Origin of the sequence: Pelagihabitans pacificus (genome assembly GCF_009371985.2) — a bacterium.
Lineage (GTDB): Bacteria > Bacteroidota > Bacteroidia > Flavobacteriales > Flavobacteriaceae > Pelagihabitans > Pelagihabitans pacificus.
Genome location: NZ_VIKU02000001.1, coordinates 1002421 through 1020024 on the forward strand (window position 1 = coordinate 1002421; position 17604 = coordinate 1020024).

Annotated in this window: 12 protein-coding genes; 4 read left to right on the forward strand and 8 right to left on the reverse strand. The window is 47.6% G+C overall.

What is annotated here, in order from left to right; all coding sequences use genetic code 11:
• Positions 1 to 180: 180 nt before the first annotated feature.
• The 3 genes from FK220_RS04455 (at position 181) to FK220_RS04465 (ending at position 3845) form a co-directional block, all read left to right on the forward strand.
• Positions 181 to 1323, forward strand: a complete 1143-nt coding sequence (locus FK220_RS04455; protein WP_152573062.1) for a response regulator — start codon at positions 181 to 183, stop codon at positions 1321 to 1323.
• Between the two features lie 23 nt (positions 1324 to 1346).
• Entirely contained in the window at positions 1347 to 1493 is a 147-nt protein-coding gene (locus tag FK220_RS04460) for a hypothetical protein (RefSeq protein ID WP_166204761.1), read from the forward strand.
• A gap of 267 nt (positions 1494 to 1760) precedes the next feature.
• The gene (locus tag FK220_RS04465) at positions 1761 to 3845 is read left to right on the forward strand and encodes an alpha-amylase family protein (protein WP_152573063.1); all 2085 of its coding nucleotides are present in this window, start codon (positions 1761 to 1763) and stop codon (positions 3843 to 3845) included.
• Between the two features lie 6 nt (positions 3846 to 3851).
• Here FK220_RS04465 and fucP read toward each other — a convergent pair whose 3' ends face one another.
• The 8 genes from fucP to FK220_RS04505 form a co-directional block, all read right to left on the reverse strand.
• Positions 3852 to 5177 carry an L-fucose:H+ symporter permease gene (fucP, locus tag FK220_RS04470; protein ID WP_152573064.1) on the reverse strand — a complete coding sequence of 442 codons (1326 nt, stop codon included), beginning with the start codon at positions 5175 to 5177 and terminating at the stop codon, positions 3852 to 3854.
• A 54-nt stretch (positions 5178 to 5231) separates the two neighbouring features.
• On the reverse strand, positions 5232 to 7349 hold the full coding sequence (locus FK220_RS04475; RefSeq protein ID WP_152573065.1) for an alpha-L-fucosidase: 2118 nt from the start codon (positions 7347 to 7349) through the stop codon (positions 5232 to 5234).
• Between the two features lie 73 nt (positions 7350 to 7422).
• Positions 7423 to 8592, reverse strand: coding sequence for an MFS transporter (locus FK220_RS04480; protein ID WP_152573066.1), 1170 nt, complete (start codon positions 8590 to 8592; stop codon positions 7423 to 7425).
• Between the two features lie 37 nt (positions 8593 to 8629).
• The gene (locus tag FK220_RS04485) at positions 8630 to 9676 is read right to left on the reverse strand and encodes a glycoside hydrolase family 130 protein (RefSeq protein WP_152573067.1); all 1047 of its coding nucleotides are present in this window, start codon (positions 9674 to 9676) and stop codon (positions 8630 to 8632) included.
• A 13-nt stretch (positions 9677 to 9689) separates the two neighbouring features.
• Complete coding sequence (locus FK220_RS04490; protein WP_152573068.1) at positions 9690 to 11552, reverse strand: right-handed parallel beta-helix repeat-containing protein; 1863 nt, start codon at positions 11550 to 11552, stop codon at positions 9690 to 9692.
• 27 nt (positions 11553 to 11579) lie between these two features.
• Positions 11580 to 13250: a ribulokinase gene (locus FK220_RS04495; protein WP_152573069.1), complete on the reverse strand. Its 1671-nt coding sequence runs from the start codon at positions 13248 to 13250 to the stop codon at positions 11580 to 11582.
• A 20-nt stretch (positions 13251 to 13270) separates the two neighbouring features.
• Complete coding sequence (locus FK220_RS04500) at positions 13271 to 15025, reverse strand: L-fucose isomerase (RefSeq protein ID WP_152573070.1); 1755 nt, start codon at positions 15023 to 15025, stop codon at positions 13271 to 13273.
• A 190-nt stretch (positions 15026 to 15215) separates the two neighbouring features.
• Entirely contained in the window at positions 15216 to 16247 is a 1032-nt protein-coding gene (locus FK220_RS04505; protein ID WP_152573071.1) for a LacI family DNA-binding transcriptional regulator, read from the reverse strand.
• Positions 16248 to 16434: 187 nt separating this feature from the next.
• On the opposite strand from FK220_RS04505, the gene FK220_RS04510 reads away from it, so the two are divergent.
• Positions 16435 to 17451 carry a nucleoside hydrolase gene (locus FK220_RS04510; protein WP_166204763.1) on the forward strand — a complete coding sequence of 339 codons (1017 nt, stop codon included), beginning with the start codon at positions 16435 to 16437 and terminating at the stop codon, positions 17449 to 17451.
• The last annotated feature ends 153 nt before the right edge of the window (positions 17452 to 17604 follow it).

Here is a 17604-nt window from a genome sequence, read left to right on the forward strand (position 1 = left end):
AATATTGTGGAGCTTTCCGCTTATCGGCCATCGAACCGAAACGACCGTTCGTCTACAGAAAGCGACCATCGAACTTTTTGGCCGCGAATCGGCAGTCTATCGAGGATATATTTGCTTCGGAAATCAGCTAAAACCAATCGATTTCCAAACCCAAATACTTAAAAACCTAAAACTTGACCTATGAAAATTTTAGCTATCGACGATCAACAACTGATTCGTTTATCCGTAGAAAAGAAACTGACCGAAAGGGGCTATGAGGTGCTAACTGCCGAGAGTGGACAAGAAGGGACGGTTTTGTTCGATTCGTTTCAACCTGATTTGGTCATCTTGGATATCAATATGCCCGATATGTCCGGACTAGAGGTCGTCAAACACATTCGAATTACCAAAAACCTTCCAACTCCTATTTTGGTGATGTCGGGCAATACCAACGAAACCGTTATTATGAACGGATTCCATCTAGGCATCGACGACTACATGAAAAAACCGGTGAGCCTGGATGAAATGGTGGCCCGTGTCGAACGTATTTTGGGTAAACGACCCGATAAAATCCCTGTAAGAAACTCTATTGAAACACAAATGCTTCAGAAGTATTGTGTGGGAGTGGTAATTCCCTGTTACAACGAAGAAGAACGGCTTTCAAGCACTGTATTTCAATCCTTTGCACAAAAAAACCTAGGATACCATTTGTGCTTCGTCAACGATGGAAGTACCGACAATACGTTAGAGGTCTTGGAAGAACTGCGAAAGGGCAATGAGGCGATGATCAGTATTTACAACTGCGAAAAAAATGGCGGGAAGGCAGAGGCGGTGCGGCGGGGAATGTTATATCTCGCCAAGGATTCCCAGCTCGACTATATTGGCTACCTGGATGCCGACCTTTCGACCGATTTCAGCGACTTTGATGATTTGGTGGCTACCATAGACCGTTCCGAATTCAAAATTGTCAGTGGATCACGTATCAGCCGCATGGGGGCCGACATCACTAAGGAATCGGCCCGAAAGGTAATTAGTAAGACCATCAACCTGATTATCCGGAACATCGTAGGGATGCCTTTTAAGGATACCCAATGCGGAGCCAAGATTATGGAGCGTTCCTTAGTCCCCGTCGTGTTCGAAAAGTCGTTCATTACCCGTTGGCTGTTCGATGTCGAAATCTTCATCCGTATGCGAAAACATTTCGGAAAAGAACGGGTTCAACAGTTTATTTGTGAACAACCTTTAAGAAGATGGATCCATGCCGACGGTTCGAAGCTCTCGATGACGGATTCCGTAAAAATTGTAGGGCAACTGGCCCGGATTGCCATACATTATCAAAAGTGATCAATAATCTTAAAATAGACCAAATGAAAACACCAGGAAGAAAAAAAAGAAACAAGGGATTTATTAGAATGGATGCCACCAAAGAAGTCTATCAAATTTGTGAGGTACACATCAACAAAAAGGAAATTATCCTGAGTGTCCTGACCCCCACCGTCTTACAACTCATCTAACTCAAATAGGCCGGTAGTCGCTCTTGGCACTACCGGTTTTTACTCGATAATCGAGATTTAATACTCCGACGCCAAAACGACGGATGTCAGGTCAGGTCATGCCGACAAACGTTCATGTAGCCCTGCGTGGGAAATTGAATTTTAAATTTCCTTTTAATGCCTTGTGGGCTCGCCACAAGGTAGTATACCGCTCTTAGTACATCACGGCATTGATTCATTCCCACATTCGAAAGAACTTTCGTATCTTTGGTTAAACGTTTAACCAACATGAAAACAACGAAGCTTCACCTGTTCCTTGTGTCATTGTTCTGTATGATGATCCACCTGCTACAAGCACAATCGCAACGTACTATTGATAATCCAATGCCGACCCGACAGGTGCATCTTGACTTTCATACCTCCGAGTATATTCCCGATATCGGTACGCGATTTGACAAAAAGCAATTTCAAGAGGCCTTGAAAGTCGGGAATGTGAATCATATCAACATCTTTAGCAAAGGCCATCACGGTTGGTCGTACTACCCCACCAAAATCGGAAAAACACACCCAAACCTCGATTTTGATCTGTTGGGTGCCCAATTGGAAGCCTGTCACGAAATAGGGGTCGAGGCGCCCTTTTATTTTACCATTGGTTGGAGCGAACTTGATGCACGCGAGCATCCCGAATGGACCATTCGCAATGAAGACGGTTCTATCAATGCCCCTGGCTATGATTGGGCTGCCACTCCGGATACCGAGCGGCCCACTTATTTATGGAAGCGGCTCGATCCGAGTATCGGTACCCCTTATCACGAGCAAATCATGAAACAGGTGGAGGAAATCTGCCAGCGCTATCCCGACCTCGATGGTTTTTGGTTCGATATTTACCATGTGGCCAAAAGAAACTACAACTCCTACGCGATGAAGCGCATGAAGAAGGAAGGTATTGATATCAATGATACATTGGCGGTGGAACGCAGCCATGCCCTGGCCTTAAAGGCGCACATGAAAGCCCTAAGGGAACTCGTAGCAAAATACAAGCCTGAGGCGACCGTCTACTTCAATGCGGTGACCCGTATCGAAGATGTGTTTCTTTTCAAGGAACGACTATTTGATATGGACACACATCAAGACCTGGAAGATTTACCGACCACCTGGGGTGGCTACAACAAATTGCCTTTGGATGCCAAATACCATCTGCAACAAGGAGTGCCCGCGGCAGGGATGAGTGGAAAATTTCATAAAGCGTGGGGTGAGTTTGGCGGATTTAAAAATCCGGATGCCATCAAATACGAGGCGGCTGCCATGATCTCGTTCGGGGCCTCCTGCAATTTTGGAGATCAATTACACCCGTCGGGCGAGATGGATATGGAGACCTATAAAAATATCGGCCATGCTTATGAGTACGTGGAGCAAATAGAGGACTATGGACCGGGAGGTGTTCCTGTTTCCAAATTGGGAATGTGGCTGACCCTCAACGAAGCGGCCGATCATGGGGTAGTAAACATGTTGTTGGAAATTCACGAAGACTTTATCGTGGCCGATGAACAAAACTTAGACCAGCTCGAACTGTTGATCATTCCGAGCGAACCGTCCCTGAACGAGAAACAGGCCGCAAAAATTGCTACATGGGTGCAGAAGGGTGGGAAGTTGATCGTATTTGCCGACGGTGCCTTGAACCAGGATCGCAGCTCTTTTTTATTGGATGTCGGGGCCACCTATCTAAAGCCGTCCGACTTCCAATTTGACTATACCGTGGTAAAAAAAGATTTAACCACTAATATCGTTTCCACTCCTTTTCTCAATTACGATGCGGGCTTAATGACCCAAACTACCAGTGGCGAGGTGCTCGCCAGCATCCGGGAACCCTATTTCAATCGCACCTATGATAAATTCAACGGACATCGCGAAACACCCTATCGCTTACAGGATGCCTCCTATCCGGCCATTGTGAAAAATGGCAATGTGCTCTTTTTTGCCCATCCCTTAGACCAGCTCTATTACACCGACGGGGTGCTCCTACATCGGCAGTTGGTCAAAAATGCGATTCGACTACTCTATCAAAAACCGCTGTTAAAGGTGTCAAAATTGCCCAGTGCGGGCCGCGTGAGCCTTTTGAAGCAGGCTGCTAAAAATCGGTATGTGGCACATTTGCTCTACGGGCCGCCGTTGCTGCGGGGCGAAGTAAGTGTTTTGGAGGATTTTTTACCGGTTCCGGGAGTGGAACTTTCGCTAGCGGTTCCAGAATCTATCAAGGAAGTCGTTCAAATTCCGGACGGCACACCACTTCCCTTTGCCCAAGAAGGAAGCACCGTGAAGGTGACCGTACCCACTTTTACGATGCATACCGCCATCGTATTTAAGTACGAGTAATACTGCCTAGTCGCTGACATTTAAGGACCGAAAGCTATAAATGGCAACCACTGCCAGACATAGCAAAGGCAAAATAAATGAGAATTTTACCTCGGGGATACTTCCTGCGACCATTACCTCTGAAAAACCGGGACCACCCCAGTCCAAAATAGCGGCCTGTAGAGGCGGCATCAAAGCACCGCCGACGATGGCCATGACCAACCCGGCCGAACCCAACTTGGCCTCATCGCCCATCCCTTTTAAGGCGATGCCGTAGATGGTCGGGAACATCAACGACATGCATGCACTAATGGCGACCAAGGAGTACAGCCCGGCCGTTCCGGGAAGTAAAATTGTCCCTGCCGCAAACAGGATTCCCGCCAAGGCAAAAAACAACATCAATCTTGGACCTTTGATATATTTCAACAACCAGGTACAAAGCCAACGTCCTGAAAGGAACAAAGCCATGGCGGCCATGTTATACCAAGTAGCTGTCAACTGTTCGTCGGGGCCACGGGAATCGTTCAAATGGTCTACGTATTGAAAAATGAACGTCCAACACATGATTTGAGCACCCACATAGAAAGCCTGTGCCAACACCCCTTCATAGTAGCGGCGGTTACGGATCAATTTGGAAAAAGAGGTTTTCAGCGACATTTTCGATTCCTCACGAAACAACGGAAACTTAGTTAAAGCAATGACCAACAGGATGATAACCACTAAAATGCCCAAAGCGATGTAGGGGAAACTGATGATGTTTAAGTCATTTTCCCGAATCCCGGCTTTTTCCGCTACGCTCAGGGCGGCATAGGCTTCTGCCGAGTAATCGTCCGATTTCAGGGACTGAATCACGAACAATTGCGCCACCAGCATGCCCAATAGGGAACCCATGGGATTAAAGGCCTGTGAAAGATTCAACCGCCGTGTGGCGGTCTCCGCATCTCCCATCGAGAGAATAAAGGGGTTCGAGGTCGTTTCTAAAAATGCCAATCCAAAAGTAAGGATATACAAGGATGCCAAAAAGAAGCCAAATTCCTCGTAAGCCGCGGCGGGGTAGAACAGGAATGCGCCCGTGGCGTACAACACCAAACCCAATAAAATCCCTTTTTTGTAACTGTACTTTCGAATAAATAGCGCCGCGGGTATCGCCATCGTGGCATAGCCCCCATAGAAAGCGAGCTGAACCAGGGCGGCCTCGAAGTTCGATAGTTCCGGCATCACTTTTTTAAAGGCCGATACCATGGGGTTGGTCAAATCGTTGGCAATGCCCCAAAGGAAAAAGAGGGAGGTAATGGCAATAAAGGGAAAAAGCAACTGCTTTCGAACAACGGGAATGTGACTTGTTTCAGACATTGATGGGATATAGATGGCGATTCGACTCTTTCAAAGTTTCGTTTTTTAGGAAGCTCATTTGGCCTCAGGTTGGTCAGATTGATATTCAAATACTATGGCCGCATGGCATTCCACAACCGGTACCGTTACCTGCAGGCGGCCGTCAACCTGTTTAAGAGGCAGCAGTTCCCCCGAAGGGATCAAATAGGCTTCATTAATTTGCTCTGGAACGTTCAGCTTTACCGGAATATCGTACAAGGGCACCAAATCCTCAATGACCCGCACCGACCCTCGTTGGATCGGGGAGGCATATAACAAATGGGCGACGTACCGTTTCTGTTCTGGCTGATGTAGTAGATTGATGCGCCCCATACTGGGCATATCGGTTTCCAGCATCGGTCGCTCCCGGAGCAATTGAAAGGCATTGTAGAACAGGTCTCGATGCATACGTGCCCCTTCCTTGCTGTATTGCCTATCGAGGTCATGAGCGATGTATATGATATTTCCTTTGCGAATGACCGCCGGATGTTCCGCTCTGTTCAAACGGTTCGGGGTATTGTTGTGCGAGCTGTAGTGTGCCACCCCACGTGAAAAGAACGGTTCCTGTATGGCTGCCAATACCTCGGTTTCATCTTTGGGCCGTACCTTTAAGGCCGCGTTGTAATTGAGGAAGGGAGAGGTCACCAAACCATCGCCCAAGGTCGGTTCCACAACAGTATAATCAATGTCATACCTTGCCTTTCCTAGATAGTCGGCCCCGATATCGATGATGGGTTTTCCCTCTTGGAAGATACCATCTCCCATGGCGATGACCTTTCCGCCTTTCTGTACAAATTGCTGCAGTTTTGGAACATCGCGTGCCAACACTCCGCCACTGGTAATGACGATAACTTCAATGGGGGACCAATCCTCCAGCGTATTGACAACATTAAAGTTTACTTGCCTTTCAAGCAACATGGCCACCGCCCCTTCAATGGCCGGTAAATCTTCCCCGATGTACAATCCGGTGGTCGCCACGTGGTCTGCACCGATACCGTAATCCTCGATTTTCTCCACATAGTCGTACGCATACCCGATATTCCCATAAGTGGCCATATCCATTTCCCCGTAGGGATGGAGTTGATCTCCCATATTACAGGAGGCTCCAAAGGCCACCATGGATGCGGCTTCGTATAGCAGTGCGTCCTTGTGTTTGAAGCCACCGAACTCTCCCCAGGCCTTATGGAACTTACCGCTCATCGCAACGATATCTTTCCCGGTGTTGGCGAAATATTTGGATCGCCAGGGGAAGATATCATACCCGCCCCAGGCCGTAGGCAAATCCTCTAAATCATGTTTGGTATTGTATTGAAAAAATCCATGCTTAAAAAGTTTGATATTGTCCGTGTTATAGGTTCTTGTCGTACCATTGTAATAAATGGTGGCGTCGGGTTTGTGCTTCTTGATGATGGCACCCGTCTTCTGAAAGAATTCCTCATACTTTTCATTGGTGCGTTTCACCACCGCTATGGAATCGTTCACATCGATGCCCTTGGTGAGATAATCCCGAAGACTCCAGGCATTGTAATTGAGGCTTTCGGGTTGGTGGATGTCGTACCAAATACCATCCAAATCGTAATTTTTAATAAGTTCCTCGGTCTGTGCATAGATCAATTCAGCGTAGGGCCCCGAGGGTTCCAAATATTCCCATCCCCGAAAGGGGTCGTCAGGTCCCAAATCCCTTAGTTGGTCGCGATATTCATTGGAACCATCTTTACGTACCACGGCCCATTCGGGATGGTTTTTGGCATCGTTCGCCGACCAGCCGACCGTAAAATAGGCGAATACCTCGACCCCTATTTCACGACAGGCCGCTATCTGTTCCTTTAAGAGGTCAAAGTCGAGCTTCGGATGCATCATCCCGATTTTGGTGGGATAATAGCTCCAACTGTGATGCCCTTTTGCAAAAACATTGATGGCATTCACCTTACCTGCTTTCAATGCCTGTTGAAACTGTTGCTTGTCGAACTTAAACCCGATGCTGTCGATGAGTTCGGAAGTATGGAAATCAAGATGGATCTGCCGAGTAGGTTCTTCAAAAACCAGCTTTGGATTTTCACTGAGGTCCTTGAATTTTATGGTATCCTTTTCTTCTGAAGTACAGGCGCACAGCATTCCAAGAACACTGATATAAAATAATAATTTAGTTCTCATCTTTTCTTTAATTTTCGTCCGTATTCAAATTAGCTGGGCAACCACCTTCCATCGAAACCTTCAACCGTTTTATTCATTTCAGGACAAATCCGTTTGCCTTCCTTTTTACATAAAAAATATACAACACCAAGGCCAAAGGAACCATTTGGATAACCGCGGCCACCAAAAACAATTTGGAGGGCTGTTCAAAATAATCGAACAAATAGCCCATCAACATGATGCCCAGATACTGGCCTACTCCATAGGTTAAGGAATAAAAAATGGTTTGGGAAGTGGTTACCAATTTCCCCGGAACATTCCCCGTAATAAAAGTAACACATGCTAAGGTAAAGAGGGCGATTTCGGAGTGCAATACCTGTATCCCGATCAATACGGCCGGATTGGACGTATTGGCAATGACCACCCAACGTGTAATGCTAAGGGCAATGGAAATCAGAATCAACAGGTCCAGTCCCAACCACTTTTTGAATTTGTCAAAAAAGAACATAAAGACAACTTCAGCCATGGTGCCCACGCCGATGCTGAGTCCTACCACCGAAGGCTTGAGCCCCAAATGTTCGATGAGGGGGCCGTAATAGACCAAATAGGCCGACACACTTGCTAAGTTGAGCAGCCCCATGATGTAGAACAAGACCAAATATTTATTTTGGAACAGCTCCTTGATTTCGCTTAGTGTCGGTCGCTCCTGGTTCTCGGTAGTGGTTTTTTTAAGTCCTAATGAACTGAGGAACATCAATCCAAAGCTCAAAACAAAGGCGATGATGACGGACAAGTCGTTCCAAGATTTACCGCTCAATTCAATATAGTATCCCAGGGCTACGGAACCTACGAACCATCCAGCAGGGGCAAACAACCGCATTTTGCCGAAGTCCAATCCTTGTTCCTTGGCCCGTACGGAAGCGATGGAATCCAAAATACCCATGATACCGATCGAGAAGAAGGAATACACGAAAAACGTGCTGAAAACAAGCCAGTAGTCTTTCAAAAACAAAAGCGGCAAACTCCCCGCAAACACGCCGAAAGCCAATATCCTTAGGATTAGTTGGGGCTTCCCGATCCGGTCGGAAATATAGCCCCATAGCATGGGCACCCCAAAGAGGCCACACAAGGCCCCTAACGACATCACCGAACTGATCTCCGTACCGGTAAACCCTTCCGTCTTTAAGTAGGTGGGTAGAAAAGCCAAGACACAGCCGAGCCCCACGTGAAATAAAAAATAAAATGCCCGAATACTATTGGTCATAACGGTTGAATTAAATGAAATGAAAGGCTCCTGAACACTATTTCAAATCGTCCAAAATGTCTTGGAGCGCTACCTCGGCATAACCAATGTAGGTGTCGGCCGCACCGTAATATATTTTAACGATTCCCTCTTCGACCAATACGCCACAATTGAAGATGACATTGCCAAAGAAACCGTTGATTTCATAGTCTTCCTCTGGCAGCATGATCGGATTTTCCGATCGGGAAATGACCTTCCAAGGTTCTTCCAAATCGAGCAACACCGCTCCCAGGCAATACACGTTGTCCTTAGAGGCTCCATGATAGATTTCCAACCAACCAGCTTCGGTACGAAAAGGTACCGCCGAACATCCGATTCGGCCATCGTCCCAATAACCTTCCCGGGTACTAATCAGAAACCGATGGTTGCCCCAGGCCTCGATGTCGGGAGATTCGGAAATCCAAATATCCTTTAACTTGTATTCTGCCGATATGGGACGGTTTAGCGCATAGTACTTTCCATGGATCTTTTCAGGAAAAATTGCTACATCCTTATTGTCGGGCGTAAACATGACCCCTTTTCGCTCAAAATTTTTGAAATCCCTGGTGACTGCCAAACAGGTGGTAACGCCGCCGATAGTAGAGCAGGCGCTGTAATTGACCCAATAATCATCCCCTATTTTGGTAATACGGGGGTCCTCGATACCATACATTTCGTAGACATTGGCCGCTTCCATACAGGGTTGTTCATCAATATCGAAGTCGATTCCGTTGGTGCTGGTCGCCAAGCGGAAGTGTGACATGGAGGATAAGTAAATACGCTCAGGCGTGTAGATGTACCGACTATCGTGCAGGCCGATGCCGGGCATATCCTTTTCGAAGCTTTTGACAGTAATCTTTTCTTGAATATGGTCGTAAAAAACCGTCCGGACTTCATTCCCGTGCCTTGCTTTGGGTCGTTCTGCCACACGAAGCATCAAGAGCACTTTTCCTTGAAAACGAATCACCCCGCAGTTAAAGACACATACTACTTCAAAATCTTCCCTGGACGGTTTTACATCTTTCGGGGCAATAATCGGGTTTTTTACCGAGCGCGTTACTTTCATTGTATTGTATGGATTATAGGTTGTTTGTTTCTTTAAGAGGTATCCGTCCTGCGTCGGACACATCTACTTCCTGAATGCCCAATTCGTGGGCTATGGAATTTGGGGCGAACCGAATCTTTCCTTCCTCATATTCCAAAATCAGAGGGTCCTCATCCGTATTGCCATCAGTGAGCGGTAATTCGAACTCGTCAATCACTTCGTATCTGTTCAAGGATTTCCCGATTACTTTTCCCGAGCCGGCAAAGAGAATGTTATTGTTAAAATCGGTGCAGGTCGCAGGGTCGTAAAACTCAAAACCGGTTCCGGTGACCACTACGTTTTTTTCAAAAACATAACCCTCACTGCGTTCCATGGAAAATCGACCCTTCTCCTTCATAAAGAAGAAATTATTGCGAAAGGTGTTGTTCTTTCCAATGTGATTGTGACTTGCCCGAGGTACATTGATTTCGACATTGCCTTCCACCAGACAGTCAATTGCTTTTTCATCCAAATAATAGGCCGAGGTACCTGCCCCCGGAGCGTCCTTAATATCTCGGATGAAGTTGTTACGCACCATGGAGTTGGTGCAGAAAGTGATATAGATACCGGCTCCATCGTACAGGTTCTGCATGGCCCGATATATCAGATTCTTTTCAATGACCAGATTTTTACCACCGGCACAAATGGCCGCATAGGGTACGTCGTGCAGTTCGTTATGAGCAATGACACAATCGGTATACGCCTTGCCGGCCTCCCACTCTTCCAGTACATTGGGATCCGTGGCACCTACATAAAGAGCGATGGCACTGGGAAAGGTCTTGCCAATGTCATGGATGTAGTTATTGTGGATGTTGGCCCGGGATCCGGTAATCCGAATGGCACCGGCACCGGCATTGTATATTTGGCATGATGTTATGCTGATATCGTCCCCATCTGCCTTGATTCCATGGGCGCCCACATTCTTAATGGTAAGCCCTTCTAGCTTGCAATTCTTTGCGCCACGCAGGGCTATCGCCCCGTCAAAAAGTTTGGCCCCAAAGGCACCGCTCATCAAAGGGGCGTTGGAAAGGGCTACCGTGAAATCTTGTAGTTCAATATCCGCTACATCGTTATGATCGTCCCCTTCAAGTACCAGTACATTTTCGAGCACGGGTGCGTAGATTTCCACTTTGGCCATATCTTCGTTTTCCTGGGGCCAATAAACCAATTCGCCGGCGGCCCTGTCCAAATACCATTGTCCCGGTTTTTGAAGGCCCTCCCTGGTATTCCATACAACATACCGTTTGTCAAATTGATAATACTTGGCAAACGCCCCCGGCGGCCAGCCTGCCGGATTTGAAAACATAATGGTGTTCGACCCGCGATCAATTTGTTTGACCCCAACCAAGGACTCGTCCCACATGTGAAATACCGTAAGTTCCGCATTTTTAGGCTCAAAACTAGTGGGAATATCCGCCGGCTTGAATTTTAATGTGGTCAGCTCTTCATAGGTAGGCTCCCGCTCAAATCCGCCTTCATAGGTACTTTTCCAGGTAACGTCAAAGTCGGTCTCGTGAATTAGAAAACCCTTCTGCGGAAAATGGGCACGTTCGGCATAACGATCATTGACCATCAGCATTCGAAAATCCCATTTGCCCGCTAGTACCTCGGGAAGTTTGGCACGCCACAGCGTGTCGCCCTTCGGCTCCCAATTCGCGATGCGCTGACCGCCATAGAGCCTTGCATCACCGCTTCCCTTGATTACAAGACCCGAATCCATGCCCCCCAATCGAATGGTTTCACCTACAAAGTGATTCCCTTCGGATAAAGTAATTTTTCGTTCCGATTTCGGAAGTTGCCTGCATGCGGCGATAGCTTCAAGCAAGGTGGTACCATTGGTGGTTACGGTTATTGGCATTCAGCTAATTTTTTAGAGTGGCTCATTTTATTTTGTATCCGATTCAATGAACGCACATAATTTTTTATATCGGGCATACCGTTCGCGATAGAGCACAGACATTTCCGTATTTGGAAGGTATTCGATTTCAAATCCCTGGCCCATATGCTGCATGGCGGTTTCTACCCTAGGGTAAATGCCGGCTACGGTCGCAGCGAACATCGCCGCCCCGTAGGCACAGGTTTGCTCAGATCGGTGTACCCGTATGGGCATTTCAAGCACATCGGCCATCAATTGCATGATGAAAGGCGACTTTTTCGCGACCCCTCCCACCCCGATGATTCCCTTAATGGTTACTCCTCGTTCCTGGAAGCGTTCCACGATTTTTTTGGCGCCAAAACAGGTGGCCTCGGCCAACGCCCTGAAAATTCTTGGCGCATCGGAACCCAGACTTAAATCCGTTACGGCCGCTTTTAACGTCTGGTCGGCATCGGGTGTTCTTCTACCGTTGAGCCAATCGAGTGCCAGTTCGGTGTCAGTATTAGGCTGAATCGCCGCTGCCGCTGTATTCAATCCTTTCAGGATACCATCCTCGATTTCCTGCAAGAGCTCCACTTGGGATGCTGCGCCCTTTTGGCTCGACCGATAGTTTTGAAGCGGCCACGCCAACACTTGCTTGAACCAGTCATACACATCGCCAAAAGCCGATTGACCCGCTTCCATCCCGATCATTCCAGGAATTACGGAACCGTTCACTTGTCCGCAAATACCATCAATCAAGGTCTCCCCGACCTCCTCAGGGGGCATTGTCAGCATATCACAAGTTGAGGTCCCCATCACCTTACTCAGATAGGAGGGGGCTATTTGTCCGCCTACGGCTCCCATGTGGGCATCCATGGCTCCTATACCAATCTTCACATCCGTATTCAAGGCCCATTTTTCGGCCCATTCGGCACATAAATTACCAGCACATTCGTCCGCTGTAAAGGTTTTACTGGGCAAACGGTCGGCCCAACCCTCGAGCAGGGGGTCCAAGCCGGTGAAAAAATGATCGGGCGGGAACCCGCCCCATTCCCGGGACCAGATTGCCTTATGGCCCGCTGCACATACACCGCGTTTTATTTCTTTGGCACTACTTCCCCCCGTCAATAAGAAAGGAATCCAGTCGCAATGCTCCACCCAGGAGTGGGCTGCCTTACGTACTTTTGCATCGTTCCGCAGCATATGCAACAATTTGGCCCAGAACCACTCGGAGGAATAAATCCCTCCGACATATTTTAAATAGTCCGTTTTTTGTTTTTTGGCATGTTGGTTGATTTCCTCGGCTTCTTTCAAGGCCGTATGGTCCTTCCAAAGGAAAAACATCGCATTGGGATTGTCCTTAAATTCAGGATGCAGCGCCAGCGGCATTCCCTTTTCATCGACCGCTACCGGAGTCGAGCCCGTAGTATCGACCGAAATGGCCCTGATGTTCTTCCGCACCGCTGTGTCACAGTCGTTCAAGACCTCCGTCACCGATTGTTCCAGGCCCTCTAAATAATCCAGTGGATGCTGTCTGAATTGATTGTTGGCGGCATCACAATAGCGCCCTTGGCCGAAACGTTCGTACGTAGTGACCGCGGATGCTTTTTGCTCCCCATTGGCTGCGTCAACGACAATGGCCCGCACGGAAGCGGTACCAAAATCGACGCCGATCACATAATTTTCCGGTGATGCCATGGTGCAGTAACTTGAACTGGTTAGTACAAAGGTCCGTAGGTGTCGCAGGCCCTGTAATCCTGCCCTTCCTTATCCATTCCAAAGGCGTTCCAGGCCGCTGGCCGAAATACGTTCTCGTCCGGTACGTTGTGCATACAGACCGGAATGCGCAACATCGAAGCGAGGGTTATCAAATCTTTTCCGATATGGCCATAGCTGATGGCACCGTGATTGGCACCCCAATTATTCATGACGGAATAGACATCGGTGAAGGCTCCGCTCCCCGTCAAATTGGGTACGAACCAAGTGGTTGGCCATGTTCTGTTGGTACGCACATCCAAGGTGTGATGCACTTTTTCGGGCAGGTCAATACTCCATCCTTCGGCTATCTGTAGTACAGGTCCCAAACCTTTGACCAGATTGATCCGGCACATGGTCAGGGGCATACCTCCCTGGGTCAAGAAATTGGAGGAGTACCCCCCTCCCCTAAAATAGCCCAAATCTGCAGGGTACCAGGTCGTCGCATCCAGGCAAGCCTGTTTTTCGGCTTCGGTGATTTCCCAAAAGGGTTTCATGGCAGGACTGCCGTTTTCGCGTTGCTGTCCTGAGCCATCCAAGGTTGCGGAACCGGAATTGATCAAATGAATAAAACCATTTTTTGCCTGGCCACTGGGCCTCCAACCAGCGACGCGTTCCACCGCATCCGCACTCCAGTAGGTACGAACGTCGGCAAATATCTGCGCGGTATTGGTCAATAAATAATTGAACAACATGGAAATACCGTTCAGTGAATCGTTTTCGGTCGCAACCATAAACGGTCTGCGAATGCCATTCCAGTCAAAGGAAGAATTAAGAATTGCCTCCGAAAAATCCCCGTTGGGGAGAAAGTCGGTCCACTGTCGTTGCCCTTGAAATCCTGAGACCAGGGCGTTATGTCCCAACGACTCCTCCCCATGGCCCATTTCGGCCAGTTTGGGGTTGCCCTCCATCAAATCCCGGATAATCAGGGTCATTTTAACGACAAATTCCCAGTCTTTGTCTTTCTGCTCACGCGAACGCTGTTTGGCGGCTTCGTTAAAATCTTCCCCTTCCTGACAATGGTCTTTGGTCCATTGCAAGGCCTTTACATATTCTTCTTGGTCATAGATTTTTTGTTCGATCCTACGCATTACTTCCGTGGAATCTACATATTCGTTCCGCATTCCTAAATAGGATTGAAAGAAATCGGATTGAATCTCCGATCCGGCAATTCCCATGGAAACGGTACCGATGGCGAGGTACGATTTGCCTTTCATGATGGCAACGGCCAAGCCTGCTTTGGCAAAACTCAAGAGTTTTTCGCGTACATCCTCGGGAATTGCCTCATCACCCAAATCTTGAACGTCCCTACCGTAAATTCCGAAAGAGGGAAGCCCTTTTTGATTGTGTCCTGCCAGGGTAGCTGCCAAATAAACCGCTCCCGGACGTTCCGTGCCGTTAAAGCCCCAAATGGCTTTTGGGATGGCGGCATCCATATCCATGGTTTCGGTACCATAACACCAACAGGGGGTGACCGAAAGGGATACCCCCACGTTTTCCGATTGAAACTTGGTTGCACAGTCGGCTGCTTCCTTGACTCCACCGATACAGCTGTCGGCAATCACACATTGTACGGCCGACCCATCGGGATATTTAAGATTTTCGGTATAAAAACGCGCCACATTGCGCGCCATACTCATGGTGGTTTCTTCGAGTGATTCACGTACACCGCCCAATCGGCCATCGATAATCGGACGAATTCCAATTTTAGGATACATAGCTACTGGTTAGTTTGATAATAGAATTAGAAAGTTTGGTTGTAAGGGTTTGTCTTTTTGTGAGAACCATACGACTACCAAACGTAGCAACGGAATCCCTTTTGCCCTTTTACCAAAGATATGCTTAATCGTTTAAACAAAAAAATCAATGCATTCAAAATGAATACCATAAAGGTATGGCGGTGTCTTGCTATTTGGAGGTCGTGGTGGAGGAAGATTTACGCACCACTACCTCAGCAGATAAACAGATGGCTTGCTGTGGAATTTTTGGATTCTTGATGCGGTTCGATAAGGATTGTACGGCTGCCTTGCCCATCTCCTCCAAAGGTTGCCTAACGTGGGTCAACGGACAGTAATAAAAATCGAAGGCCTCACCCTCATCGAAACTCACCACCGCGATGTCATCGGGTACTTTCTTATTGAGCTTTCCTAAATATTTAAGTCCATGTATGGCCAAGGTATTGGTGGCGAAAAAAATAGAATCGATAGGTTTGTCACCTGCAAGCATACTGTCAATGGCCGCCTCAATTTCCTTTTTTCCATTGGTATAAGAAATCTTTCCCAACCACTCCGGTGCTTCAACGAGTTGATTATCGCTCAAAACGGTTTGATAACCCCGGATTCGTTCCTGCATATGATACAGTCCGTCAGTGTAGGCCAACATTCCTATTCTACGATGGCCTGAACGTATCAATTCCGCTACCACCCGATACGATGATTCATAGTTGTCTATGATTACATAATCGGTTGAAATATTTGGAAAGAACCGATCGATTAGAACTACTGGAATACCCTGCTGTTGTAAGGCATGTATCTGGTCTTCGGAACCCTCTGAGGGAGCGATGATAAAACCATCCACTTGCCGACTCGACAAAAAATCGATGAGCTGTTTTGACTTGGTAGCTTTTTCATCCGAGCTTCCGAAAATTACTGTGTAGTTGTACTTGGCTGCTTCATCTTCGATGACCCGGGCCAAATTGGCAAAGAAAGGATTCGATATATCGGCCAGGATTAGCCCAATGGTGTTCGTGGTGCCACTTTTGAGACTTTGGGCGATGATGTTCGGCTGATAATTGAGTCTTTTTGCCACTTCCCGAATTTTTTCGGACATGGCATCACTGACCCGGCTATCTTTTCCTTTGGAAAGTACATAAGAAACGGTCGCTATCGAAACCCCTACCTCTTTCGCAATATCTTTGAGGGATACTTGTTTTTTTTTCATGGGCTGGTTCGTGAGGCAAAGATATATTAAAAGCTATAAAGTATCGAATATTAGGGGAGGAAGGGCTTTTTGTAGTTCCTTTTTACCGTGGTTTTACGTACCTTTAAAGTACCCAGCTATTGATTCCAAACTCTTTGAAAAAAACCTTAGACCTATTATTATAAAAGCATTGCCAAAATAAATTCATGTGAGAATCCTCTATCTCCTTTTACTTAGTGCGACTCCCGTACTGGGACAATCGCAACCCGAAAACATTCCTAAAATTATCTTTGATACCGATATCGGCGGGGATATCGATGATCTGGGTGCCCTGTACGCCCTACACGTGTATGCAGATCAGGGTCAATGTACTATCGAAGCCATTATGTCTTCCTGGTCGATGCAGCATCATGTTACCGGTATCGATGCCGTGAATACCTATTTTGGAAGACCTGATATTCCAATCGGGGCTCACGAAGGTGAAGTGTTTGCCAAGGAGGAATATACCTGGTACCTTGGTGAAAATTATCAAAGCGATCAAACGCATGCCACCTCTATGAAGGCCACGGAACTGTATCGCCAACTGCTATCCCAAGCTGAAGACCACAGTACCACTATTGTGGTAACAGGGCGGATGAATAACCTTTACAAGCTGTTCAAGTCACAGCCGGACCGGTTTTCATCCTTAGACGGTGTGGAGCTCGTTTCCAAAAAGGTCGACCGCTTTTTTATCATGGGCGGCATCTACACCGAGGGATTGGAAAAGGAAGCCAATTTTAAACATGGTGGTCCAGGAGTGAGCAAATATGTTATCGAACACTGTCCGAGACCTATCATATTCAACGGCGGGGAAATCGGTGGCTCCCAATTTGGGTACAGTACCGGAACCCGAATCAACGAATGGCCCGATGGGCACATCCTGAAAGCGGGTTATGGTTACTTCTTTCGCAATCCACCAAAGTGGACAGGTCTAGCCTCCTCAGACACCATCGCTCCATGGTCTATCTGGGATATTATCACCGTACAAATGGCTGTCACAGGAGCAAAGGATTATTTTGATGTGGTTTCGGAGGGATACAACCAGCTCGAAGAAGATGGGACCAACCGATGGCAATCCCAACCTGATAAGCAGCATTCGTACCTCGTAGCCAAAATGGATCCAAAGATCTACGCCGATACCATTATTGAACCCTTGTTGATGACAGAGGCCCGGTCGCAGCAGTAATGGGATCAGTTACAGAGCGGGCCCAAGGACCCACCCGCGTCGGATGAAACGGAGCAGCGTGAATGAATTGCTCGTATCTACTACGTCCGGACAGGTCAAATACAAAAGTAGCTCAGCTTCGTCCCGCGCAGGAGGCAAACGATGTCCGGCATT